At 45.7% G+C, this 24,811-nt stretch carries 23 protein-coding genes; 15 read left to right on the top strand and 8 right to left on the bottom strand.

Features of this window, described 5'->3' with window-relative positions; all coding sequences use genetic code 11:
- Window positions 1–64 precede the first annotated feature (64 nt).
- On the bottom strand, window positions 65–1,261 hold the full coding sequence (locus tag OCV20_RS00915) for a 3-phenylpropionate MFS transporter (RefSeq protein ID WP_086775587.1): 1,197 nt from the start codon (window positions 1,259–1,261) through the stop codon (window positions 65–67).
- A 232-nt stretch (window positions 1,262–1,493) separates the two neighbouring features.
- Between OCV20_RS00915 and OCV20_RS00910 the strand changes: the two genes are divergently transcribed.
- From OCV20_RS00910 to fis, 9 genes are all read left to right on the top strand, one after another.
- A complete protein-coding gene (locus tag OCV20_RS00910; protein ID WP_086775588.1) occupies window positions 1,494–3,326 on the top strand; it encodes a DUF294 nucleotidyltransferase-like domain-containing protein in 1,833 nt (610 codons plus the stop codon).
- Between the two features lie 11 nt (window positions 3,327–3,337).
- The gene (locus tag OCV20_RS00905; RefSeq protein ID WP_048612391.1) at window positions 3,338–3,970 is read left to right on the top strand and encodes a 3'-5' exonuclease; all 633 of its coding nucleotides are present in this window, start codon (window positions 3,338–3,340) and stop codon (window positions 3,968–3,970) included.
- 218 nt (window positions 3,971–4,188) lie between these two features.
- Window positions 4,189–6,138, top strand: coding sequence for an acetate--CoA ligase (gene acs / locus OCV20_RS00900; protein ID WP_086775589.1), 1,950 nt, complete (start codon window positions 4,189–4,191; stop codon window positions 6,136–6,138).
- A gap of 322 nt (window positions 6,139–6,460) precedes the next feature.
- Window positions 6,461–6,910, top strand: a complete 450-nt coding sequence (gene aroQ / locus OCV20_RS00895; protein ID WP_010435475.1) for a type II 3-dehydroquinate dehydratase — start codon at window positions 6,461–6,463, stop codon at window positions 6,908–6,910.
- A gap of 74 nt (window positions 6,911–6,984) precedes the next feature.
- The gene (gene accB, locus OCV20_RS00890) at window positions 6,985–7,437 is read left to right on the top strand and encodes an acetyl-CoA carboxylase biotin carboxyl carrier protein (protein WP_017062707.1); all 453 of its coding nucleotides are present in this window, start codon (window positions 6,985–6,987) and stop codon (window positions 7,435–7,437) included.
- A gap of 15 nt (window positions 7,438–7,452) precedes the next feature.
- Window positions 7,453–8,796: an acetyl-CoA carboxylase biotin carboxylase subunit gene (accC, locus tag OCV20_RS00885; protein ID WP_017062706.1), complete on the top strand. Its 1,344-nt coding sequence runs from the start codon at window positions 7,453–7,455 to the stop codon at window positions 8,794–8,796.
- A gap of 170 nt (window positions 8,797–8,966) precedes the next feature.
- The gene (gene prmA / locus OCV20_RS00880; protein WP_017055901.1) at window positions 8,967–9,854 is read left to right on the top strand and encodes a 50S ribosomal protein L11 methyltransferase; all 888 of its coding nucleotides are present in this window, start codon (window positions 8,967–8,969) and stop codon (window positions 9,852–9,854) included.
- 140 nt (window positions 9,855–9,994) lie between these two features.
- Window positions 9,995–10,963 carry a tRNA dihydrouridine synthase DusB gene (gene dusB / locus OCV20_RS00875; RefSeq protein WP_086775595.1) on the top strand — a complete coding sequence of 323 codons (969 nt, stop codon included), beginning with the start codon at window positions 9,995–9,997 and terminating at the stop codon, window positions 10,961–10,963.
- 23 nt (window positions 10,964–10,986) lie between these two features.
- Complete coding sequence (gene fis, locus OCV20_RS00870) at window positions 10,987–11,283, top strand: DNA-binding transcriptional regulator Fis (RefSeq protein ID WP_004729744.1); 297 nt, start codon at window positions 10,987–10,989, stop codon at window positions 11,281–11,283.
- Window positions 11,284–11,372: 89 nt separating this feature from the next.
- On the opposite strand, the gene zntR is transcribed toward fis, so the two are convergent.
- Window positions 11,373–11,813 carry a Zn(2+)-responsive transcriptional regulator gene (gene zntR / locus OCV20_RS00865; RefSeq protein ID WP_086775590.1) on the bottom strand — a complete coding sequence of 147 codons (441 nt, stop codon included), beginning with the start codon at window positions 11,811–11,813 and terminating at the stop codon, window positions 11,373–11,375.
- 325 nt (window positions 11,814–12,138) lie between these two features.
- Between zntR and purH the strand changes: the two genes are divergently transcribed.
- Window positions 12,139–13,731 carry a bifunctional phosphoribosylaminoimidazolecarboxamide formyltransferase/IMP cyclohydrolase gene (purH, locus tag OCV20_RS00860; RefSeq protein WP_010435512.1) on the top strand — a complete coding sequence of 531 codons (1,593 nt, stop codon included), beginning with the start codon at window positions 12,139–12,141 and terminating at the stop codon, window positions 13,729–13,731.
- Between the two features lie 326 nt (window positions 13,732–14,057).
- Window positions 14,058–15,347: a phosphoribosylamine--glycine ligase gene (gene purD / locus OCV20_RS00855; protein WP_048612396.1), complete on the top strand. Its 1,290-nt coding sequence runs from the start codon at window positions 14,058–14,060 to the stop codon at window positions 15,345–15,347.
- Between the two features lie 183 nt (window positions 15,348–15,530).
- Here the strand turns inward: purD and OCV20_RS00850 are convergent, their stop codons facing one another.
- Together OCV20_RS00850 and hupA are read right to left on the bottom strand one after the other, a co-directional pair.
- Window positions 15,531–16,229 (bottom strand): DUF1481 domain-containing protein, encoded by a 699-nt coding sequence (locus tag OCV20_RS00850; RefSeq protein WP_048605466.1) that lies wholly within the window; start codon window positions 16,227–16,229, stop codon window positions 15,531–15,533.
- A gap of 47 nt (window positions 16,230–16,276) precedes the next feature.
- A complete protein-coding gene (gene hupA / locus OCV20_RS00845; RefSeq protein WP_004729753.1) occupies window positions 16,277–16,549 on the bottom strand; it encodes a nucleoid-associated protein HU-alpha in 273 nt (90 codons plus the stop codon).
- A 270-nt stretch (window positions 16,550–16,819) separates the two neighbouring features.
- On the opposite strand from hupA, the gene OCV20_RS00840 reads away from it, so the two are divergent.
- A complete protein-coding gene (locus OCV20_RS00840) occupies window positions 16,820–17,989 on the top strand; it encodes a CNNM domain-containing protein (protein ID WP_086775591.1) in 1,170 nt (389 codons plus the stop codon).
- An 80-nt stretch (window positions 17,990–18,069) separates the two neighbouring features.
- On the opposite strand, the gene OCV20_RS00835 is transcribed toward OCV20_RS00840, so the two are convergent.
- Complete coding sequence (locus tag OCV20_RS00835) at window positions 18,070–18,657, bottom strand: YjaG family protein (RefSeq protein WP_017062699.1); 588 nt, start codon at window positions 18,655–18,657, stop codon at window positions 18,070–18,072.
- A 71-nt stretch (window positions 18,658–18,728) separates the two neighbouring features.
- On the opposite strand from OCV20_RS00835, the gene OCV20_RS00830 reads away from it, so the two are divergent.
- Window positions 18,729–19,655, top strand: a complete 927-nt coding sequence (locus OCV20_RS00830; protein WP_086775592.1) for a D-2-hydroxyacid dehydrogenase — start codon at window positions 18,729–18,731, stop codon at window positions 19,653–19,655.
- Window positions 19,655–20,248, top strand: coding sequence for a uracil-DNA glycosylase family protein (locus OCV20_RS00825; RefSeq protein WP_086775593.1), 594 nt, complete (start codon window positions 19,655–19,657; stop codon window positions 20,246–20,248). Before OCV20_RS00830 ends, OCV20_RS00825 begins: the two co-directional genes overlap by 1 nt.
- A 103-nt stretch (window positions 20,249–20,351) precedes the next feature.
- On the opposite strand, the gene hemE is transcribed toward OCV20_RS00825, so the two are convergent.
- Together hemE and nudC are read right to left on the bottom strand one after the other, a co-directional pair.
- Window positions 20,352–21,419 (bottom strand): uroporphyrinogen decarboxylase, encoded by a 1,068-nt coding sequence (gene hemE, locus OCV20_RS00820; protein ID WP_017060530.1) that lies wholly within the window; start codon window positions 21,417–21,419, stop codon window positions 20,352–20,354.
- Window positions 21,420–21,719: 300 nt separating this feature from the next.
- The gene (nudC, locus tag OCV20_RS00815) at window positions 21,720–22,529 is read right to left on the bottom strand and encodes an NAD(+) diphosphatase (protein WP_050642895.1); all 810 of its coding nucleotides are present in this window, start codon (window positions 22,527–22,529) and stop codon (window positions 21,720–21,722) included.
- 165 nt (window positions 22,530–22,694) lie between these two features.
- Between nudC and OCV20_RS00810 the strand changes: the two genes are divergently transcribed.
- A complete protein-coding gene (locus tag OCV20_RS00810; RefSeq protein ID WP_048605474.1) occupies window positions 22,695–23,192 on the top strand; it encodes an Rsd/AlgQ family anti-sigma factor in 498 nt (165 codons plus the stop codon).
- Window positions 23,193–23,518: 326 nt separating this feature from the next.
- Here the strand turns inward: OCV20_RS00810 and OCV20_RS00805 are convergent.
- Window positions 23,519–24,723, bottom strand: a protein-coding gene (locus OCV20_RS00805; RefSeq protein ID WP_157372747.1) for an IS3 family transposase whose coding sequence is annotated in 2 segments (ribosomal slippage) — window positions 23,519–24,336 and window positions 24,336–24,723 — 1,206 coding nt in all. Because the reading frame shifts where the segments join, the coding sequence is not laid out codon by codon here.
- Window positions 24,724–24,811 lie beyond the last annotated feature (88 nt).

Raw genomic sequence — 24,811 nt, 5'->3', positions numbered from 1 at the left:
TTAACTAAGGATGGGTGATTAACTCAATCGCATCGCTTAAATTCTGTGCTTTAGACTCTAATTATCAGCATTTGCTGCGAGATTCTGACTGTTCCGAATCTGATTGATTAATCTCAACCACTGAACTTCTTTCATCCAACTTAATGAACAGAGCAAGTGCACCCATTGCAGCCATACCCCAGAAGATATTTGCACCCCAAAGCTCATAACCCCAACCACTTAAGGTGGTCATTAATGCAATAAAGGCACCTAATGGAATCGCGTTATACAGGGCTTGTAGCGCAACCATCTTGTTTTGTTCTTCAGATTGGATGTATTGAATCGCGGCGATGTGTGCCATGGCAAAGGTCACGCCGTGCAGTAGCTGTACCATAACCAGTGCGAAAATCGCTGTGGTAGAAGCGGTAATACCCCAACGCGCCATCACCCCAATAGCTGCGACGACAAACAAAGTACGCAGTGACCAGCCTGAGAATAATCGCTTACTCAGAGCAAATACGGCCACTTCAGCGACAACACCTAGGCTCCACAAGTAACCGATGATCGCTTCTGAGTGGCCCGCTTCTTTCCAATAAATCGCACTAAAACTGTAGTAAGCCGCATGACTGCCTTGCAGCAACGCCATCAAAGCTAAAAATTTTACCACTGAGGACTCACGCAGCAGTTCACCTAGTTTTGGTCGCGCCGCTTGTTGCTCAGATTGCGTTACTGGCATAACGTTAGGATTTCTCATCGCCAGAATCAATGACAACAACACGCCCGCAACTGCAGTATACAAAATCATGTCGGTGCCAAATTGTGCCACCAAATAGCCAACCACCGTTGAGCCTGCGATAAAGGCAATTGAACCCCAAAGGCGAGTTCGGCCGTAGTCGAGCATTTTCAAACGACTGTAATGGTTAGCCATGGCATCAGAAAGAGGAATGATCGGCCCACAACAGAGGTTAAACAGTACCGTTGCCAACAACATCAGTATAAAACTGCCACCGGTGAAGAAGTGGAAGCCGACAAACAGCAACGCAGCGAAACTCAAACAGCGTAGCGCTGGCATCAAGTGTTCCACTTTATGGATACGCGGCGTAATCACTAAGTTGGCCACACAACGAGTCGCAAAGCCGATACCAATCAATACGCCAATATCACCAGCAGACACGCCTTGGTCTTCAAACCACAACGCCCAAAATGGCAAATACACGCCATACGCAAAAAAGAAACCAAGAAAATACTGAGAGATCCAGCCATAGGGTGAAGGGCTAAACATAAATGACCTATAAAGTGTGCGGAAAAAGGCAGCACCAATTATGCCTATCTCGCATACGATGAAAAAGGGAATTATTACTGGGATAGTATTCCCATATTCAATGGGTCTGAATATCGCATTTCAATAAGAGATTTCACGCTCATTAATACCCATACTCGCATTTAGACTAAAGTCGTCTGGAGCTTCGCTGGTATTTTGTCAGACTGATTAAAGACTCCCATTTCTTCTTGTGATGCTTATGCCTGACAAATTTAATATGCAGCACCCGCCCTTCGATAGCCTGTCCGACACCGAACAGTTGAAGCTTCGCTCTTCATTAGACGTGGTGTATTACCGCTCTCAAGAAGTGATACTGGAAGCTGAAAGGCCGAGCCGACACCTGCACATTTTGATCAAAGGGGCAGTTGAAGAGCGCGCGAGCAGTGATGGCGAGATTTACGCACACTATGCCAATGACGATATTTTTGATGTCCGCAGCCAGTTTGAACCTCACACCAAACACCAATATATCGCACTCGAAGATACATTAAGTTATCTGCTGCCCACCGATGTTTTTCTTGAGCTTTACCACGCCAATGGCCAATTCGCTGCCTACTTTGATAGCAACCTATCAACACGAAAAGCTTTGATAGAAGCCGCCCAGCAGCAACAGAATCTTGCCGAGTTTATATTGACCAAAGTGGATGACTCTATCTATCACCCACCACTGATACTTGAACCAAACCAACCGATCAACCAAGTCACTCAAACCCTTAAAGAACAAGGGTTAGACTCGGCCCTAGTTCATTTGGAACATGATGATCCAAAAGCTTTTGGATCATCATGTTCCTTACCGTATGGAATCGTCACTCGAACCAATTTATTGCATGCTGTGATGCTCGATAATTTCCCACTGGATGCGCCTGTCGGTGAGATCGCAACGTTTCCGGTGATGCACGTGAACCAAGGCGATTTCTTATTTAACGCCATGATTACCATGACCAGAAATCGAGTAAAAAGGTTGATGGTTTGTGATGGTAAAAATGCGGTCGGCATGGTGGATATGACACAGATCCTCAGTGCATTCTCCACACACTCCCACGTTCTTACTTTGCGTATTGCGCGCGCCACCAGCGTTGAAGAACTGGCAATGGCATCCAACAAACAACGTCAACTGGTCGAGAGCTTGCTCAGTAATGGGATTCGCACACGCTTTATCATGGAGCTGATTTCTGCGGTCAACGAACAGATCATAGAGAAGGCTTTTGAGTTGGTGATCCCACCTGCACTGCATAATCATTGCTGCCTAATCGTGTTGGGTTCCGAAGGCCGTGGGGAACAAATTCTCAAAACCGATCAAGACAACGCGCTAATAATTCAAGATGGTTTGGAGTGGCATCAATGCCAAAGCGCCATGAACGACCTCACTCATACCCTTCAACAATTGGGTTACCCACTGTGCCCGGGCAACGTGATGGTCAACAATCCGAAATGGGTGCATTCAGAACAAGAGTGGAAACAAACCCTCACCCATTGGGTAAAAAAAGCCACGCCAGACACGGTGATGGATATCGCGATCATGGCAGATGCACACGCAGTGGCGGGTAATAGAGAGTTATTAAAACCAGTCAAACAGCACCTCAGTGATTTGATGCTCGGACAAGAATTGATTCTGACGGAGTTCTGCCGCCCTGCCCTTAATTTCTCAGTTCCCCTGACCCTTTTTGGCAATGTGAAGCAATCCAAGTCCGGACTCGACATCAAACAAGGTGGTATTTTCCCTATCGTGCATGGTGTGAGAGCACTTTGTCTTGAGCATGGTGTCACGGTCAACAACACCTTCGAACGCATTGAGCAACTGGTTAGCAAGAAGGTGTTAGAGCAAAGTACTGCCGATAATCTCAGTGAAGCACTCAAGCAATTCTTCAAGTGGCGTTTAGCCCAAAGGCTTTCTCAGCAGCACAGCAGCAACAAGATCAACGTTAAACTGATGGAGCGAGCAGACAGAGATCTGCTTCGTCATAGCCTGCACGTGGTGAAGAAATTCAAGCAATGGCTCGGCTACCACTATCAGATACGGGATTAGGCGATTGAACGATGAATAGGTTGATTCGCTATTACTGGCATCACAAGCTCAAAGGCTCTCTCTATCAGCCTCTGTTTACTGCGCCTATTGATCATGAATATGTATCGCTCGATTGTGAAACCACCAGCCTAGACCCCAATCAGGCAGAATTAGTTACTATTGCCGCGACCAAGATCATCGGTAACCGAATCATTACCAGCCAACCTTTTGAAGTCCGGTTGCGCGCCCCCCAATCGCTCGATTGCAATTCAATAAAAATCCACCGTATCCGTCATCAAGATCTAAAGCACGGCATCGAAGAAAAACAGGCTTTAATCGAGCTACTGAACTTCATTGGAAATCGTCCTTTAGTCGGCTATCACATCCGCTATGATAAGAAAATTCTCGACCGCGCCTGTTTAAAACAGCTTGGATTTCCACTGCCTAACCGATTAGTCGAAGTGAGCCAACTCTATCAAGACAAACTCGAAAGACAGCTTCCCAATGCCTATTTTGATCTCAGTATGGACGCCATCTGTCGCCAGCTCGATTTACCTATCCCGGTCAATAAACATGATGCATTACAAGACGCTATCTCCGCTGCGCTGATCTTTGTGCGTCTGAAACATGGTGACCTGCCCCGTTTCAACTCTTCTTATTCTTAATTCAACCACTGGCGCTTCACATAGAGAGCAACATCTCAAAAATGAACTTAACTCGCTATTTTGTAAGTGAAAAGCATCGTCTCATCCTAAAGTCTAATTGTGGAAATCGCCGTCCTAGCCGAGAGTGATAACACACAGACGGTTCTGTAATAGACCTAGAAACTGAACACAAAGGAAGTTGCCAGTTCATTAGGAATGTAGGCACAAGGAGAGATGCAATGAGTGAAGCCCACGTTTATCCGGTAAAAGAAAATATTAAATCAACAACACACGCGGATAATGACACTTACCTAGCCATGTACCAGCAATCTGTTTCTGACCCTGAAGGTTTTTGGGGTGAACACGGAAAAATCGTTGATTGGATCAAGCCTTTCACACAGGTCAAAAACACCTCTTTCGATCCTGGCCACATTGATATTCGCTGGTTTGAAGATGGCACGCTTAACGTTTCGGCTAACTGTATCGACCGCCACCTTGCTGATCGCGGTGATGAAGTCGCTATCATCTGGGAAGGCGATGACCCGGCAGATGACAAAACTCTAACTTTTAATGAACTGCACAAAGAAGTGTGCCTGTTTTCGAATGCCCTAAAAGAGCAAGGCGTGCGCAAAGGTGATGTGGTTTGTTTATACATGCCAATGGTGCCAGAAGCGGCAGTAGCTATGCTGGCGTGTACCCGTATCGGTGCAGTTCACACGGTCGTATTTGGTGGTTTCTCACCAGAAGCACTGTCTGGTCGTATTATCGATTCAAATTCTAAAGTCGTTATCACTGCCGATGAAGGCGTGCGTGGCGGCCGTGCGGTTCCACTGAAAAAGAATGTCGACGAAGCACTGACGAATCCTGAAGTGAAAAACATCGAAAAGGTTGTTGTATTCAAACGCACTGGCGGTGATGTTGCATGGCACGAACACCGCGATGTGTGGTGGCACGATGCTATTGCTAACGTATCTGCAGATTGCCCACCAGAAGAGATGAACGCAGAAGATCCACTATTCATCCTTTATACGTCAGGCTCAACAGGTAAACCGAAAGGCGTTATGCACACTACAGGTGGCTACCTTGTTTATGCAGCGATGACATTCAAATACGTGTTCGATTACCAAGAAGGCGAGACTTTCTGGTGTACAGCGGATGTGGGTTGGATTACTGGCCACACATACCTTGTTTACGGGCCGCTTGCTAATGGCGCAAAAACGATTCTGTTTGAAGGCGTGCCAAATTACCCGAACACCAGCCGTATGAGTGAAGTGGTCGATAAGCACCAAGTTAATATTCTTTATACTGCGCCAACGGCTATTCGTGCACTGATGGCGAAAGGCAATGAAGCCGTTGAAGGTACCTCTCGTGACAGCCTAAGAATCATGGGCTCAGTGGGTGAACCTATCAACCCAGAGGCGTGGGAGTGGTATTACAAAACAATCGGCAATGAGCAGTCTCCAATTGTTGATACATGGTGGCAAACGGAAACGGGCGGTATCTTAATTGCACCGCTACCGGGCGCAACAGACCTGAAACCGGGCTCTGCAACTCGTCCATTCTTCGGTGTGCAACCGGCGCTGGTTGATAACATGGGTAACATCATTGAGGGTGCAACAGACGGCAACCTAGTGATTCTTGATTCTTGGCCAGGCCAAATGCGTACCGTTCATGGCGATCATGACCGCTTCGAACAGACTTACTTCTCGACCTTTAAAGGCATGTACTTTACCAGTGATGGCGCTCGTCGTGATGAAGACGGTTACTACTGGATTACTGGTCGTGTCGATGACGTGCTTAACGTATCAGGTCACCGTATGGGTACCGCTGAGATTGAATCGGCTCTAGTTGCGTTCGATAAGATTGCTGAGGCTGCAATTGTGGGCATCCCTCATGATATTAAAGGCCAAGCGATTTACGCTTACATCACGCTAAATGATGGTGAGTTCCCAACTGCAGAGCTTCATAAAGAAGTGAAAGACTGGGTACGTAAAGAGATTGGCCCAATTGCAACGCCAGATGTACTGCACTGGACCGACTCTCTACCAAAAACTCGTTCGGGTAAAATCATGCGTCGTATCCTGCGTAAAATCGCGACTGGCGATACAGGTAACCTAGGTGATACCTCGACACTAGCCGACCCAAGCGTGGTTGATAAGCTGATTGCCGAGAAAGCAGAACTGGCATAAGCAACCAGTCACAGCAGCTAATCACTGTTTAAAACAGCAATTTCTAAACCGTCACCTATGTGGCGGTTTTTTTATGGCTGATCTTGATCTCAAATATCCCGCCCCAAATTAAGGCTAAGACGCTTTTTTGTTAAGTTGGTAACAATTCCAAGCTGTATCAATAGGAGATTAGACCAGTAAATTGCTGCGATTTGCGCTGAATTAGCTATAATCTGGTTCTAATTTTTAAATTTGGGTTTTTCTCACTAGAAATTAACCGCAAATTTTCAATAAAATGGCAACATTCACGTTCGTAAACACGATAAAGGAAGATAGCCCCACGATGTCTACAAAGTTTCGCATTCTAGTTTTAAATGGCCCAAACCTTAACCTGTTAGGCCTTAGAGAGCCTGCACACTACGGTTCTCAAACACTTGACCAGATTATTAGCTCACTGACCGAGCAAGCGAAAGCACACGATGTTGAGCTATCTCACTTACAGTCAAATCGTGAGTATGAACTGATTGAAGCGATCCATAGTGCTTATCAAAATGTTGATTTTATTATTATCAACCCAGCAGCCTTTACACATACCAGTGTGGCACTGCGTGATGCACTACTTGGCGTTGCCATCCCATTTATTGAGGTTCATCTATCGAATGTTCACGCACGTGAACCATTCCGTCACCACTCTTACCTATCTGATAAAGCAGAAGGTGTGATTTGTGGCTTAGGTGCCCAAGGTTATCAATTTGCTTTGACCGCTGCGCTCAGCAAGCTCAACTCAAAGTAAATATAAACAACGAACTATTACTAACCTACTCAGTCATAGAGTAAGTTCAATTAACAGATAAAGAGAAAGAAACAATGGATATTCGCAAAATCAAAAAGCTAATCGAATTGGTTGAAGAGTCTGGTATTTCTGAGCTAGAAATCTCTGAAGGTGAAGAGTCAGTACGAATCAGTCGTAACAGCACTGCACCTGTAGCGCCTGTTCAATATGCAGCAGCTCCAGCACCTGTAGCGGCAGCAGCTCCTGCGGCGGCTCCTGTAGCAGCAGAAGCAGCGGCTCCTGCAGTTCCAGCTGGTCACCAAGTTCTTTCTCCAATGGTTGGTACTTTCTACGGCGCTCCAAGCCCAGACGCAAAACCATTCGTTAAAGTTGGTCAATCTGTAACTGCTGGCGAAACGCTATGTATCGTTGAAGCAATGAAGATGATGAACCAAATAGAAGCTGATAAATCTGGTGTTGTAACAGCTATCCTAGTTGAAGACGGTCAACCAGTAGAATTCGACCAAGCTCTAGTAATTATCGAATAATAGAGAGCACTCATTATGTTAGATAAATTAGTAATCGCGAACCGTGGTGAGATTGCACTACGTATTCTGCGTGCATGTAAAGAGCTTGGCATTAAAACGGTAGCGGTTCACTCAACTGCTGACCGTGACCTTAAGCACGTACTGCTTGCAGACGAAACCATTTGTATCGGTCCAGCTCGTGGTATCGATAGCTACCTAAACATCCCTCGTATCATCAGCGCAGCTGAAGTTACAGGTGCAGTAGCTGTTCACCCTGGCTACGGCTTCCTATCTGAAAATGCAGACTTCGCAGAACAGGTAGAGCGTAGTGGCTTTATCTTTGTTGGCCCTAAAGCTGAAACCATTCGCATGATGGGTGACAAAGTGTCAGCTATCACGTCAATGAAGAAAGCTGGCGTACCTTGTGTACCAGGTTCTGACGGCCCTCTTGACGACGACGAAGCAAAAAACAAAGCGCACGCTAAGCGCATTGGCTTCCCCGTTATCATCAAGGCATCTGGCGGCGGCGGCGGTCGTGGTATGCGTGTTGTTCGTTCTGAAGCAGAACTAACAGAAGCTATCGCGATGACTCGTGCAGAAGCAAAAGCATGTTTCAACAACGACATGGTTTACATGGAGAAATTCCTAGAAAACCCACGTCACATTGAAGTACAAGTGCTTGCAGATGGCCAAGGTAATGCTATCCACCTAGGTGAGCGTGACTGTTCAATGCAGCGTCGTCACCAGAAAGTTGTGGAAGAAGCGCCAGCTCCAGGTATCACTGAAGAGATGCGTAAGTACATCGGCGAACGCTGTACTCGTGCATGTATTGAGATCGGTTACCGCGGTGCAGGTACATTTGAATTCCTATACGAGAACGGTGAGTTCTACTTCATCGAGATGAACACTCGTATCCAGGTTGAACACACGATTACTGAAATGGTAACGGGTATCGACCTAGTGAAAGAACAGCTACGTATTGCAGCTGGTCAGCCTCTATCATTCACTCAGGATGACATTAAGCTGCGCGGCCACTCAATCGAATGTCGTATCAATGCTGAAGATCCCGTTCGTTTCCTACCTTCACCAGGTAAGATTGAACGTTTCCACGCACCGGGCGGCATGGGCGTACGTTGGGAATCTCACATCTACACTGGTTACACAGTGCCACCACACTACGATTCAATGATTGGTAAGCTGATCACTTACGGTGAGAACCGTGATGTTGCTATCGCACGTATGAAGAACGCATTGGGTGAAATGATTGTTGAAGGTATTAACGTTAATACCGAGCTTCAACTGTCTATTATGAACGACGAAAACTTCCAACACGGTGGTGCAAACATCCACTACCTTGAGAAGAAACTTGGTTTGTCATAATCCGTTCGTTTAAGAACAGTCAAAATGCTCACTTCGGTGAGCATTTTTGTTTTTAAGCCGCCGAAAAAATCAATCTTTAATCCCCATTATATTCCGTGGGGTTTTGGTGAATTTGCTCATATTTTCTGCTAGACTCGCCATCCAATTTTTCTCATATAGAAGATGCAGCCATGCCTTGGATTCAAATCAAGCTTAATGCTACCAATGAAAATGCCGAACAAATCGGCGACATGTTAATGGAAGAGACTGGTGCTCTTTCTGTAACTTTCCTGGATGCACAAGATACCCCTGTATTTGAGCCTCTGCCGGGCGAAACTCGCCTTTGGGGTGATACTGACATTCTCGCGCTTTACGACGCTGAGACTGATACTGGTGTCGTTCTAGCGCAGATTAAAGCAAGCAACATGTTCCCTGCAGACTTTGCTCATAAAGTAGAGCAAATTGAAGACAAGGATTGGGAACGTGAATGGATGGACAACTTCCACCCAATGAAGTTTGGTGAGCGTTTATGGATCTGCCCTAGCTGGCGCGATATCCCTGAACCTGACGCTGTTAACGTAATGCTAGACCCAGGCCTTGCATTTGGTACAGGCACTCACCCGACAACGGCATTGTGTCTTGAGTGGCTTGAAGGCTTAGACCTTGCAGGCAAAACCGTGATCGACTTCGGTTGTGGCTCAGGCATCCTAGCGATCGCTGCGATCAAACTAGGCGCGGCAAAAGTTATCGGGATCGACATTGATCCTCAAGCTCTGCTTGCATCAAAAGACAACGCACAACGCAATGGCGTTGCTGAGCAACTAGAGGTGTTCTTGCCACAAGATCAACCGGAAGGTTTGCTAGCAGACGTTGTTGTTGCCAACATTCTTGCGGGTCCATTACGCGACCTTTCTGGCATCATCAAAGGCCTAGTTAAGCCAAATGGTGTACTTGCGATGTCGGGTGTTTTAGATACACAAGCAGAAGATGTTGCGACTTATTATCGTGATGAGCTTCACATTGATCCGATCATCGAACAACAAGAATGGTGTCGAATCTCAGGTCGCAAGCAAGGCTAGACAAGACTTTGGGCGCTAATTGACTGAAATTTAAACAAATTACAAAAACAAATTGTAAATGCTCAAATATTAGTCTTTTCACGCAGCGAAAAAATGCGTAAAATGCGCGCCCTTGCTGGTACAGAACTGTGATGACATTTTTGAAAATCGGAAATTATCAACTTAAGAACAATCTAATCGTCGCTCCTATGGCTGGCGTAACGGATAGACCATTCCGTGAGTTGTGTCTTCGCTACGGTGCGGGGATGGCAGTCAGTGAAATGATGTCCTCCAATCCGAAAGTTTGGAAAACGTCAAAGTCTCAGCAGCGCATGGTACATGAAGGCGAATCGGGCATTCGTTCAGTACAAATCGCTGGTGCAGATCCACAGCTTATGGCCGAGGCTGCTCAATTTAATGTCGATAACGGTGCGCAAATCATCGATATCAACATGGGTTGTCCAGCCAAAAAAGTGAATAAGAAGCTTGCGGGCTCAGCCTTACTACAGCATCCAGAACTCATTGAAGACATTCTGAAAGCAGTGGTAAATGCTGTCGACGTTCCAGTAACGTTGAAAACGCGCACAGGCTGGGATACAGACAATAGAAACTGTGTCCAAATCGCGAAAATAGCCGAAGACTGCGGCATACAAGCTCTTGCGCTCCATGGAAGAACTCGCGCTTGTATGTACAAAGGTGAGGCAGAATACAAACACATTAAAGCAGTGAAACAAGCAGTATCTATTCCGGTTATCGCTAACGGTGATATCGATAGTCCGGAAAAAGCGAAGTTTGTGCTGGAGTACACCGGCGCTGATGCTTTAATGATAGGTCGACCTGCCCAAGGACGTCCTTGGATTTTTAACGAAATCCTACACTATTTGGAAAACGGCACCACGATGGACCCGCTCCCGATTTCGGAAGTGAAAGACATCATGCTTGGTCATGTGCACGCTCTACATGAATTTTATGGAGAGTTTTTAGGCCCTCGCATCGCTCGTAAGCATGTGGGTTGGTACCTAAAAGAACATGAACAAGCGAGTGAGTTTCGCCGTACCTTCAACGCATTCGAAGCAGGTGATCTGCAGCTTGAAGCGCTAGAAGGTTTTTTTGATAACGTTGCACCATAATTACGAGAAGAGCTAGACCGAATATGTTCGAACAAAATCTGACTTCAGAAGCATTGACAGTAACTACAGTTACATCACAAGACCAAATCACGCAGAAGCCACTACGTGACTCAGTTAAAGCATCATTGAAAAATTACCTTGCTCAATTAAACGGTCAAGAAGTCAGCGAGTTATACGAATTAGTATTAGCTGAAGTTGAACAGCCACTACTAGACACTATCATGCAGTACACTCGCGGTAACCAAACTCGCGCAGCAACCATGATGGGTATTAACCGCGGTACTCTTCGCAAGAAACTTAAAAAATACGGCATGAACTAATCGTTCTTTCGTACTTTATTGAATTGAAAGCCAAGCTCATTGTTGAGTTTGGCTTTTTTTTGGCTTGTCGAAGCGTGATAGGTAGCTGATTACTCTCCTGTGCGACAACAGCGCGCTTTGTCGACATTTGCGGAGTCCAAGGCTGCCAGAATCGAACAGTGGCTTGCATCGTCGTCTACGTGGCCGCAACACGCATCATTAATCTTCTTAAGTGCGGTGCGAATCTTAGTTAACTCAGTGATCTTCTCATCAATCATCTCTAATTTTGCTGAGGTAATCGACTTCACTTCAGCGCAACTGTGCTGTGTAGCCTCGAGGCGAATCTCAAGCAATTCTTTAATCTCGTCCAAACTCAGCCCCAACGCTTTAGATTTGAGAATAAACGTCACCTGTTTCTGATTATTTTCATCATATAGGCGATAACCCGACTCACTGCGACTGGCTGGCGCGATCAGGCTATTCTTCTCATAAAATCGCAAGGTATCGGCTGTCACACCGCATCGCTTCGCTAATTCACCGATCTGAAACATGTTTTTTCCTACTGTTTCGTCCATTCCACAATTAACCTTATCGTTACTTTTCAGGCTGAAATGGCACTTTTCATAATTAATTTTGAGATGCCAAACGATTGCGCGAGCTTTTTTGTAATAAATTAGTTAGAATCTGCGCCATCAAATTTGGAGTTGGTTATCTTATAGCTTAATCATAAGACTAACCCAAAAGGTCTTTACCAAAACTGGCCAATATTTTATCTCTTACTGGTATCTAAGATAATCCACGCTAAGAAGATAGAAACAAGTTCTTTTTTGGCAAATATCTTTATTTTAACCCCATGAATTTGAGGAAGATGGAAGCATGAATAACGCTCGTCCAATTCGCCGCGCTCTAATCAGCGTATCAGACAAAACTGGTATCGTTGAATTTGCACAAGCTCTTGCTAACCGTGGTGTAGATATCCTATCTACCGGTGGCACTGCTCGCCTGCTTGCTGAAAAAGGCATCTCTGTTACAGAAGTATCTGACTACACTGGTTTCCCAGAAATGATGGATGGCCGTGTTAAGACTCTGCACCCAAAAGTTCATGGTGGTGTTCTAGGCCGTCGTGGCCAAGATGATGACGTGATGGAAACTCACGGTATCAACCCTATCGATATGGTTGTTGTAAACCTATACCCATTCGCAGAAACCGTTGCTAAAGAAGGTTGTACCCTTGCTGACGCTGTTGAGAACATCGACATCGGCGGTCCAACAATGGTTCGCTCTGCAGCGAAAAACCACAAAGACGTGACTATCGTTGTTAACGCACACGACTACGAGCGCGTTGTCGCTGAAATGGACGCGAACGAGAAATCTCTAACACTAGAGACTCGCTTCGACCTCGCTATCGCAGCATTCGAGCACACCGCTTCTTACGACGGCATGATTGCAAACTACTTCGGCACTATGGTTCCATCATACGGTGAGAACAAAGAAGGTGACGAAGAGTCTAAATTCCCTCGCACATTCAACCAACAGTTCGAGAAAAAACAAGACATGCGCTACGGTGAGAACAGCCACCAAGCAGCCGCATTCTACGTTGAAGCAAACCCTGAAGAAGCATCAGTTTCTACAGCTCGCCAAATTCAAGGTAAAGCCCTTTCTTACAACAACATCGCTGACACAGACGCAGCACTTGAATGTGTGAAAGAGTTCGACCAACCAGCATGTGTGATCGTTAAGCACGCTAACCCGTGTGGTGTAGCACTAGGTGAAGACATCCTAGAAGCTTACGACCGTGCATTCAAAACAGACCCAACGTCTGCATTTGGCGGCATCATTGCTTTCAACCGTGAGCTAGACGCTGCAACAGCAACGGCTATCACTGAGCGTCAATTCGTTGAAGTTATCATTGCACCATCAGTTTCTGCTGAAGCAGTAGAAATCGTAGCGGCTAAGAAAAACCTTCGCCTTCTTGAGTGTGGTGAGTGGACAACGAAGACAACTGGCTTTGACGTGAAACGCGTTAACGGTGGTTTGCTAGTTCAAGACCGCGACCAAGGAATGGTGTCTGAAGATGACCTTAAAGTGGTTTCTAAGCGCCAACCTACAGCTGAAGAGCTAAAAGACGCCCTATTCTGCTGGAAAGTAGCGAAGTACGTTAAATCTAACGCTATCGTTTACTCGAAAGGCGATATGACCATTGGTGTAGGCGCTGGCCAAATGAGCCGCGTTTACTCTGCGAAAATCGCAGGCATCAAAGCTGCAGACGAAGGTCTACAGGTTGAAGGTTGTGTAATGGCATCAGATGCATTCTTCCCATTCCGTGACGGTATCGACGCGGCAGCAGAAGCTGGCATCAAGTGTGTTATCCAACCGGGCGGCTCTATGCGTGATGACGAAGTTATCGCAGCAGCAGACGAACACGGCATGGCGATGATCTTTACGGGCATGCGTCACTTCCGCCACTAATTCTCTTGTCATCATTGGGGCGGTAACTGCGTTGACTGCGCTCGCTTACCCTAATCACATAGCGGGCTATGCTCATAGGGATAAGCTCGCTTGTCGCCTTGTTAGCGCTCCCACTGATTTAAAGAGACCTCAAATAGTTGAATGACGTAAGCACCAACTACTTTGAGCAAGACTTATAATTTGGTTTTTTAAATATTCCGATATTTGAAATACGTAGAGCAAGTCAGAGACTTTAGTTCAAGGAAAACACGCGGAGCTTATGACCATAAGTGAGCATGTTTGACACAGAAATAAAGGCTCTGAAGCAGCTATAAGGATTTTAAAACATGAATGTACTAATTATTGGTGCCGGCGGTCGTGAGCATGCACTAGGTTGGAAAGCAGCACAAAACCCAAACGTTGAAACAGTATTCATCGCTCCAGGTAACGCTGGTACTGCACTTGAGCCGAAACTAGAGAACGTAAACATCGGCGTTGAAGACATCGCTGGTTTAGTGGCGTTTGCTCAAGAGAAAAAAATCGAACTGACTATCGTTGGCCCTGAAGCGCCATTAGTTATTGGTGTAGTTGACGCATTCCGCGAAGTAGGTCTTCCTATCTTTGGTCCAACTCAAGCAGCAGCACAGCTTGAAGGTTCGAAAGCATTCACTAAAGACTTCCTAGCTCGTCATGACATTCCAACGGGTTACTACGCAAACTTCACTGAGATTGAGCCAGCTATCGCTTACGTACGTGAGCAAGGCGCTCCAATCGTAGTAAAAGCTGACGGACTTGCAGCAGGTAAAGGCGTTATCGTTGCGATGACCCTTGAAGAAGCTGAAGACGCAATCAAAGACATGCTAGCAGGCAACGCATTTGGCGAAGCTGGCAGCCGCGTGGTTATCGAAGAGTTCCTTGAAGGCGAAGAAGCAAGCTTCATCGTAATGGTTGACGGTTCTAGCGTTCTTCCTATGGCCACCAGCCAAGATCACAAACGTGTTGGCGATAAAGACACGGGTCCGAATACTGGCGGTATGGGTGCTTACTCTCCAGCTCCAGTTGTGACGCCTGAAATCCACAACCGTATCCTTGAGGAAGTTATCTACCCAACGGTACGTGGTATGGACGCAGAAGGCGCACCTTATACGGGTTTCCTTTACGCAGGCCTAATGATCGATGCTGACGGCACACCTAAAGTTATCGAATACAACTGCCGCTTCGGCGATCCAGAAACGCAACCTATCATGATGCGTATGGAGTCAGACCTTGTTGAGCTTTGCCTAATGGCTATCGACGAGAAACTAGACGAAGCAGAATCAAAGTGGGATCCACGCGCTTCTATCGGTGTTGTTCTTGCGGCTGGCGGTTACCCTGCTGACTACGCAAAAGGTGACGTTATTTCACTACCAACAAGCGAAGTTGAAGGCCAAAAGGTTTTCCACGCGGGTACGACTAATAACGAAGCTGGCGATGTGGTGACAAACGGTGGTCGTGTACTTTGTGCAACGGCACTGGGTAACACGGTTTCTGAAGCTCAAGAGCGTGCTTACGCCTTGACGAAGCAGGTTAGCTGGAATGGTATGTTCCACCGCAATGACATTGGTTACCGTGCGATTGCGCGCGAGCAAGAGCAGTAATCAATCTGGTTACTCGCTTACTTTCCATAATAGTAAGCAAATGACAGTAAGCGAATAACAGCAAAAGGCGCCTCGATAGGCGCCTTTTTTATTAATCAATCTTTACTCAGAATTTGTACCTGTACAAACAAATCAGCACTTGGCCTACAGTAGGCCAAATACTCTCAATCCTTTGATTGCTCGCTATTCTTTCAACAATGATGGCCTAACGACACAATCATGGCTGTCTTCAGCCAGCATCAGTAACTCTTCCACGCTCATCTTACCCAGTGAATCACTGCCAAGAAACGCCGCATAGCTTTCCACAGATGCCAATCGGTCGATCACGAAGCTTGGTAAGGTCTGGTTAAATTCAATGCGATCAAATTCACCACCAGCGCACGTCTTAAAAGAGCTGCCATCCCAGTAACCCTGAACCAGTCTGAGCCCTTCGTCATTCTGCTTCATCGTAGTCTCTAGAACCGACTTAGCTTCTTTCTGGTAGTTTTCGAGTTGCTTGGCTTGGATAGGTAAGATTTTGCTATCAATACGATACTGTTGATACACAGCTTCGCCTGACTTATTGAAACGTACATGGACACGATAAGGAACCAGCTCATTAGAAGAGTTACGCTGCTCGCCTTCACGAATGAATTCGCGAAGCACGCCTTCTGACCAAGCATAATCAGTTTGGTACCAGCCGTAATCGCCGACAGTGACGTAGTCAGCTGAAGTATGAGGTTGTGTTAGCTTGTTTGTAACCCAGTAGAAACTTGTCGCGTCGCCCATGACTTGGCCGCCGGTATGAGTTTCAAATTGCTCTAGGTTTTTGCGAGGGCTTGTTGAAGAACAGCCAATAAGAAATGTAGATAATAGTGAAACGAGAAGAAATGCTTTTTTCATAAAAACCTGTACCGAGGTGGAATACGACTACCTCGGTACAGTTTAGATTATTTCACTGAATCTTTCAGCGCTTTACCTGCAACAAATGCTGGAACATTTGCAGCAGCGATTTGGATCTCATCACCAGTTTTTGGGTTACGACCAGTGCGAGCTGCACGGTGGTTTACTTTAAAAGTACCAAAACCAATTAGCTGAACTTGATCGCCATCTTTAAGAGCATCTGTAACACCGCCAAGAGTCGCTTCTAGAGCAGCTTTAGCTTGTGCTTTAGAAAGGTCCGCTTTTTCAGCAATAAAGTCGATTAATTGAGTCTTGTTCATTTTAGGTTTCCCTTCTTTGTATTTTTGAATTCAATTCACTCTAAAACATAAATGCCCCATCTGGCAAAGGTTTGTCGTCGATCTTTAGCTCTAATGCCGTAGTTTTAGCCATAATATGAGTAATAACTCACAATTTGTTACTGATTTTATTAAGCAAGCCCTTGTTTAAAAGGGGCTGAGAGCAAAATTAATGATGACCTAGCCACTACTTTTTCACTATAATCCACGCTGAATCGCTGCTAAAGCGTACAATTTAATTTAAGGGCAAACATGCTGCTGCTAACTATTTACGTCTCCATTGCTATTGGAGTTTCTTTCATTTGTTCTGTTTTGGAAGCTGTACTTTTGAGTATTAGTCCGAGCTACATTGCTCAACTAAAACAAAATGGGCACCCTGCAGCAGAGTCTTTAGACAAACTGAAAACAGATATTGACCGCCCGCTTGCGTCAATTTTAACGCTCAACACCATCGCGCATACTATCGGTGCTGCGACAGCAGGTGCACAAGCGGCTGTCGTTTTTGGTAGCCAATGGTTAGGTGTCTTCTCTGCCGTGCTAACGCTGGGTATCTTGGTATTGTCTGAGATTGTTCCAAAAACCATTGGTGCAACCTACTGGCGTCAACTTGCTCCTGCTTCGGCAAGCGTGCTTCGTTGGATGGTGTTCTTCCTAACACCGTTTGTCTGGTTCTCAGAACAGATCACCAAGCGTCTTGCTCGTGGCCACCAGGCACCAAAAATGCGTGATGAGCTATCTGCAATGGCGATCTTGGCAAAAGAGAGCGGCGAGTTTGCAGAAGGCGAATCAAAAATCCTGAGTAACCTACTGGGTATTCAAGATGTACCCGTGACTCAGGTAATGACGCCGCGCCCAGTAGTATTCCGTGTTGATGCGGAAATGAGTGTGAATACGTTCCTAGAGCAACATAAAGACACGCCGTTCTCACGTCCGCTGGTTTACAGCGAGCAGAGTGACAACATCATCGGTTTTGTTCACCGCCTAGAGCTGTTTAGATTGCAGCAAGCCGGTTGTGGTGAAAAAGCTCTGGGTGAGGTAATGCGCCCTATCCACGTGTTGCTGAACAACATGGGCTTGGCTAAGGCCTTTGACCAGATGATGGCAAACCGCCTGCAACTGTCTTTGGTTGTGGACGAGTACGGCACTATTCAGGGCATCATCACCTTAGAAGACATCTTTGAGCACCTAGTGGGTGAAGAGATTGTCGACGAAGCAGATAAGACGACTGACATGCAAGAACTGGCGTTCCAACGCTGGGAAAAGTGGAAAGAGACACACGGTGTTATCGAAAACCGCGATGACGAGGACGAGGACGAGCTAGAGGAAGAAACTCCAGCAGACAACGACTCCTCAGATGCAAAATCAACGGACGACGACGCATCAAAAGACAAAGCGCAGAACGAAGACAAAAAAGACGCTTAATTTAAATTTGATACCGTCAGATACAACAAAGGCTCCCTAGGGAGCCTTTATTTTTATTCGTACCTTGGTGCGTTAGCGAATTATAGCGCAACACCAATGTTACTGACTGGGTCTTCACGCAGTTCGTGGCGTAGGTCTTTGATCAACTCTAAGTCACGCTCAGTCGTTTCACGTAGAGGTCGGAAAATGGCCCACTGAACGTCCCACTCTTCACATACCGCTTCGTTTTCTTTCTGGTTTTCGTTCGTCACTTCTTCAGCGCCTTGAGCAAACTCAAGCTCAGCAACCGTCTTCACCGATTGTTGACTCACTTTAATTACCGCTTCCAACATATGTTCACGGTCAAGCAGACCATGAATTAGCGTTGCTAGGCCTTGGCATGCGTCCATTGCTGGGTAAACACCATAAAAATCAAAATCATCACCGCTAGGGAATAGCTCTTCAACCTTCTCAAGTTGACGCTCAAAGTTCACCTTTGCTGTTTTAACCGTCAGGATTTCCCAAATGCTATCCAAAACATCACGATAGATTCGAGCTTCCGCAAATTCTGTATTCTCACAAAACATGGCATAGTTAGGGTACATACGCTCACATAGACACGCCATAAAGGTAATTTGTTGCCAAGGTTCTAACTTTTCAAGACGAACCTGCAGTGGATTCTGAAGCATAGTCACTCAATAATTGCAGAAAAAGACAGCGAAAGTGTACTTGATAAACCCTGGGGGGAAAAGGTAAGCCGATGAACAATTTTACGAATAAGCTCTATATTCTTACTGAGCATGACGATACCTATACGCAACTGATTCTAAACCAGGATTTACCCGACCTAGAAATCACTCAAACCCCCGAATCAGCACAGATTGTCTTGGCGTCACCACCTCTAATCGCAGAGCGCCTCGACGAGTTTAAAGAGCTAGACTGGGTACAGAGTACCTATGCCGGAATCAATAAACTCACTCAGCCAGATCTGCGTCAGGACTATACGCTAACCAACGTCAAAGGCATCTTTGGCCCGGCTATCGCAGAATACGTATTGGGTTACACAATCAGTCACTGTAGACACTTCCCTCATTACCACCTGCATCAACAAAAACGAAACTGGCAGCCACAGCTTTATACTAGCCTAACTGACAAAACTATGGTGATTTTAGGAACAGGTTCAATCGGCAGTCATTTGGCAAAAACCGCGGCGGCTTTTGGTATTCATACCATAGGTGTCAACCGTACCGGCATCCCATCCAAACAAGAAACCTTTAAAGAGACTTTCCACATCAATGAGATAGAGGCTGCCCTTAAGCAGGCCGATATTGTGGTCAACACCTTGCCATCAACAGCTGAAACCTATCAGCTGTTGAACCAAACCACGTTAGGTTACTGCTCTAATGTGTTGCTGTTTAATGTTGGTCGAGGGGAAAGCATCGACAATAAAGCCTTGTTGCTCGCCATAAAAAACAGATGGGTAGAACACGCATTTTTAGATGTGTTTGAAAGTGAACCCCTCTCTCAGGAACACCCTTTCTGGAAACTACCGCAAGTCACCATCACTCCACACATCGCTGCACTCAGTGAGCCAAGACAAGTCGTCGAGATCTTCGCAGAGAATTACCAACAGTGGCGAGATGGCTTTACACTTAATCATGTCATCGATTTTGATAAAGGTTACTGATGTCCTCTTCGTTACTTAAAGAGATTCGACAATGCCGAGCTTGTGAGCCTCACCTATCACACGGTGCTAACCCGGTGATTCAAGCACATCCAAACGCGCGCTTGCTGATCATAGGTCAAGCGCCAGGTATCAAGGTGCATGAGTCGTCGATCCCTTGGAATGACGCCAGTGGTGAACGACTAAGAGAATGGTTAGGGATAGATAGCGATACTTTTTACGACGAGAAAAAAGTCGCGATTGTACCTATGGGGTTGTGTTATCCGGGGAAAGGGAAAAGCGGCGATCTCCCACCACGCAAAGAGTGCGCGGAGCTTTGGCATAACAAAGTGCTGCAATCTCTACCCAATATTCAAATGACACTGCTGATTGGCCAATACGCACAAAACCATTACCTAACAAACAAAACCACCAGCACATTGACCGAAACCGTGCGTGATTGGCAAAGATGGGCGCCTGAGTTTTTGCCATTACCCCACCCTTCGCCACGCAATAATATCTGGCTCAAGAAGAACCCTTGGTTTGAAAATGAAGTCATTCCTTATATCAGGAAACACATCTCTGAGCATTTGGCCTATCATGATCCAAATGCCTAATTAACTGCACATAACAAGATTAAACCGCCATCAAATGCCAATTTCAGGCAATAAAAAAGCGCCGTTGGTTTCCCAACAGCGCTTTCAATCATCTTACTCAGAATTACTTGTGGTAAGGCTTAGACAATTCGTGAACAGCGTCAACGAATACACCAGCGTTCTCTGGCGGTACATCTAAGTGGATACCGTGGCCTAGGTTAAATACATGACCTGTACCACCGTCGCCGAAGCCTTCAAGGATGCTGCCCACTTCTTCGCGAATACGTTCAGGCTGAGCGTAAAGCATTGAAGGATCCATGTTACCTTGCAGAGCAACTTTGTCGCCGATGCGAGCTTTTGCATCTGCGATGTTGATTGTCCAGTCTAGACCAACCGCATCACAACCTGTTGCTGCGATAGACTCAAGCCACATGCCACCGTTCTTAGTGAACAGAGTAACCGGTACTCGACGACCTTCGTTTTCACGGATTAGGCCATCAACGATTTTGTGCATGTATTGCAGTGAGAATAGGTTGTAGTCACGAGGAGTCAGTACACCACCCCATGTATCAAATACCATTACCGATTGAGCACCCGCTTTAATTTGCGCGTTCAGGTATTCGATAACACTGTCAGCCAGCTTGTCTAGAAGCAGGTGCAGCGTTTGTGGTTCTGCGTACATCATCTTCTTGATCTTAGTGAATGCTTTAGAGCTTCCACCTTCAACCATGTATGTCGCTAGAGTCCATGGGCTACCAGAGAAACCAATCAGTGGCACTTCGCCTTTCAGGTCTTTACGGATCTGACGAACGGCATTCATTACGTATTGAAGCTCACCTTCTGGATCAGGTAGGCCAATCTTCTCTACGTCAGCTTTACACGTGATAGGACGCTCAAACTTAGGACCTTCACCTGTTTCAAAGTACAAACCTAAGCCCATTGCATCAGGGATAGTTAGGATGTCTGAGAACAAGATTGCCGCATCAAGCGGGAAACGACGTAAAGGTTGAAGTGTTACTTCTGATGCCAGTTCCGCGTTTTTGCACAAAGACATGAAATCGCCCGCTTCAGCGCGCGTTGCTTTGTACTCAGGAAGATAGCGGCCAGCTTGGCGCATCATCCATACCGGTGTGTAATCAACAGGCTGTTTTAAAAGTGCGCGTAAATAGCGATCGTTTTTTAATTCGGTCATTCCGTTAAATTCCAATTCAATCTTGTCTAGTTTTGATGGCAAGTATTCTAACACTGATTGAAGGGTAAAAGCTGTGTGCTTTGCAACCTAGATCAAGTTATTAACTTTTAAATCAATGCTTAATTTGCACCCAATTACGGGAGCATGTTAAAAATTTGTTCGCTAGCGAAAATTACAATTATAACATCTGAGTAGTCACTACTCAGCATCTCATAACGACATCTTACTTACCCCCTCCACTTGTGGAGGGTTTTTTTTTAGCTTTTGACCACCCATAGGCCAAATACTATCACAGGCAAATTAGTGCTCTAGCATCTGCTCCGTCACACCATCTTTCATCACGTCATCAACGGTTTTCTCAATCAACTGTCTCGCAATGGTTCCAACAGGAGCAACATCAGGTAGGCTTGTTACGTCAAACCATTGAGCATCCGATAGCTCGCTGTAGTCAGGCTTAAGCGTACCACCAGCATAATCTGCGAGAAAGCCCATCATCATACTCGATGGAAACGCCCATGGTTGGCTGCCAAAGTAACGAATATTATCGACATCGATACCCGTTTCTTCTTTGACTTCTCTTGCCACACACTGCTCTAAGGTTTCTCCGACCTCTAGGAAGCCCGCTATCACGGTATACATACCTGTTTTATGTCTTGGGTGCTGCGCAAGTAATATCTTGTTGTCGTTTCGTACAGCGACAATGATGCACGGGAAGATACGAGGGTAATGAAGCGTGCGGCAATCTCCACACTGCATCGCCACCTGGTTATGATTGAGATGATTTCGACCACCACACTGAGGGCAAAAACGCATACTTTGAGTCATATGCCCATATTGGATGGCTTTGCTTGCAGTCAAGAAACTCGCTTCGGGCCAGTGCAGTAACTCTCTTAGGCTGACCATGCTCAGCTCATTCTCCACATCACAATCGTTGAGCCAATACACCTTGCGACCTTGATGCTGACCAATACAGATTGCATGCTCCACACTCAGTCCTAGCTCTTCAGCAGAGCCAAACGGAAACTGATCATTATTAACCCAAATATCACTACCAGAAACGACGCACCAATAAGCTTGCTCTGTCATTTTGTTATCACTTTTTTTTAACATCCCTATGCCTCATTGCTTGCAGTTCGTTCATTTTACTGGCAATCTAATTTCATACTAGAGTTGTAGCAGAGAATATTTCAAGCTATTACTTTTAGTAGCTACCAATAAAACGGACCCTGCTTAGGCAATTACTTGATCACAAGGTTGTGATCAGATCATGAGGACATGGTCATGCTAAATAAATTCAAACAAATACAAGAACAATGGGGTGGCTCTAATGAGGTCATCGATCATTGGCTCGAAACTCGACAGTCTCTAATCGTTGAGTATTGTAAGCTTGCCGCTCTACAGCCTTCATCGTCGAAAGCAACTGCAATCACCGAACTGCCTTCTCCAGAAGAGCTCCAAAAATTCAGCCAACATCTTGTTGATTACATCTCCGAAGGTCATTTCAAAATCTATGACATGGTGATGGACAAATGGCAGTCTACTGGCTTCAAAGCAACAGACGAAATCAACCAATCTTATGGTCATATCGTTCTTACCACCGATCCACTGCTCAACTTCACCGATAAATACGCTGCCATTGAAGCGACCGACACATTAGAAAGCTTTGATAGTGAGCTATCACTCGTTGGTGAGATTCTTGAGGCTAGGTTTGCGGTTGAAGACCAGCTGATACAACAAATTGCCGACAGCCTAGCGGTTCCACCAGGAGCGTAATGGCTTAACATCTTCTAAGCTTGCCTCTGTGCAAGCTTTTTGTTTTGTCTGTAGCGTTACCTAAAGCATCCAACTCTTCTAGCAGAGCCTATTGGTTCGTCCCGACTCTGATGTTTTGCGATAACCAGACTTAACACTTGTCACCAGTTTCATCCTCACGACATTTCTGTAAACACCCAAAACTGCCTTAAAGAAAGTACTCTCAACTAAGTCCACCAGCCAATCAATCAATCAATCAAGCAAACCTATCAGATTATGACCGATAGGCCTCTCGTTAAACACCAATACGCCATGACCCGTCCTGATATGGGTTGACACTTGATTGACTAAAACGCTCGATGTACTTCATCGGGCGTTTTGTATTTTAGAGCTGTGTGAGGCCTATATTCATTATAGATTTTTACTGATTCAGCGACCATTTTCTTTGCTTCATCTAAATCATTAGGCTTATTCAACAGATACTCCATCTTCAGTATTCCGTTGATCCTCTCTGCCAACGCATTCTGATAACAGTCATAGCCATCAGTCATTGAGCAAGATACACCATACTGTCGATGCAACTCTTGGTATTCAACAGAGCAGTACTGAACACCTCTATCTGAGTGATGGACAAGCTCACCTGTATTCTTCCGCCCTTTCAACGCGTTTAAAAAGGCCTGCTTGACCGTGCGAGCTTTCATATCATCACTTATGTGATAGCCCACGATTTTTCTTGAGTAAGCGTCCGTCACTAAACTGAGATAAGTACTACCACGCCGCGTTGCTAGATAAGTAATATCGGCAACCCATAATTGCTCTGGTCTTTCCGGGATTAAGCCTTCCTTAATTCGATTTGGATGGCAGTAAAAGCGATGATTACTGTTTGTAGTTCGATGATAAGCCCTTCGATTCTGTACTAATAATCGATTCATTCTCAGCAGAGAGAATAAGCGGTCTCGCCCGATTTCAATATCGTTCTGAGCAAGTAAATACTTGATCTTACGAGTCCCTATACGAGGGTGCATCATCCTTTGCTCCTTCACAAAACCGAGTACGGATTCATCTTTCTTTGTCTGATGAATTTCTGCAACACAGCGCTTGTAGAAAGCTTGTCGTGTAATACCTATGAAGTGGCAAGCTTTAGTGACGGTCAATCTTCTGACCGTTTTTTCCTTAATAACTCGGCCTTGCGCTTCTTTGAGATTCGGACTCCGAAATCTCGATCCATGACTTTTACAACCGCTTCAAAGAACTCAGCTTTGAGCTGAGTTTCTTCTAATTGCTGCTCGAGTTCTTTGATTCGTTGCTCTGGGGTTTGAGTTGAGGAAGAGTTTGACATAGTCGCTCCTAACGCTCTCGATTGTTCTATTCCTTTAGACCAATCTAGTTGACCATGTTTGCGAAGCCAAACTAAAACGGTAGAGCGACCTTGGATCCCATAACGTTCTTGAGCTTGCTTATAAGTCATTTCGCCTTTTTCAACTTGGCTTACGACTGCCAATTTAAAGGCAAGAGAATAATCTCGTTGAGTACGTCTACTTGTTGTTTTCATGACACTCTCCAATTTCATGTTGGAAATGTGTCAACCATATTTAGGACGGTACACCAGATACAAAAAAGGCACCCGAAGGTGCCTTTTT

This window comes from Vibrio coralliirubri (assembly GCF_024347375.1).
GTDB lineage: Bacteria > Pseudomonadota > Gammaproteobacteria > Enterobacterales > Vibrionaceae > Vibrio > Vibrio coralliirubri.
Note: the sequence above shows the minus strand (reverse complement) of the source record. Positions and strands in the feature narration are given on the sequence as shown.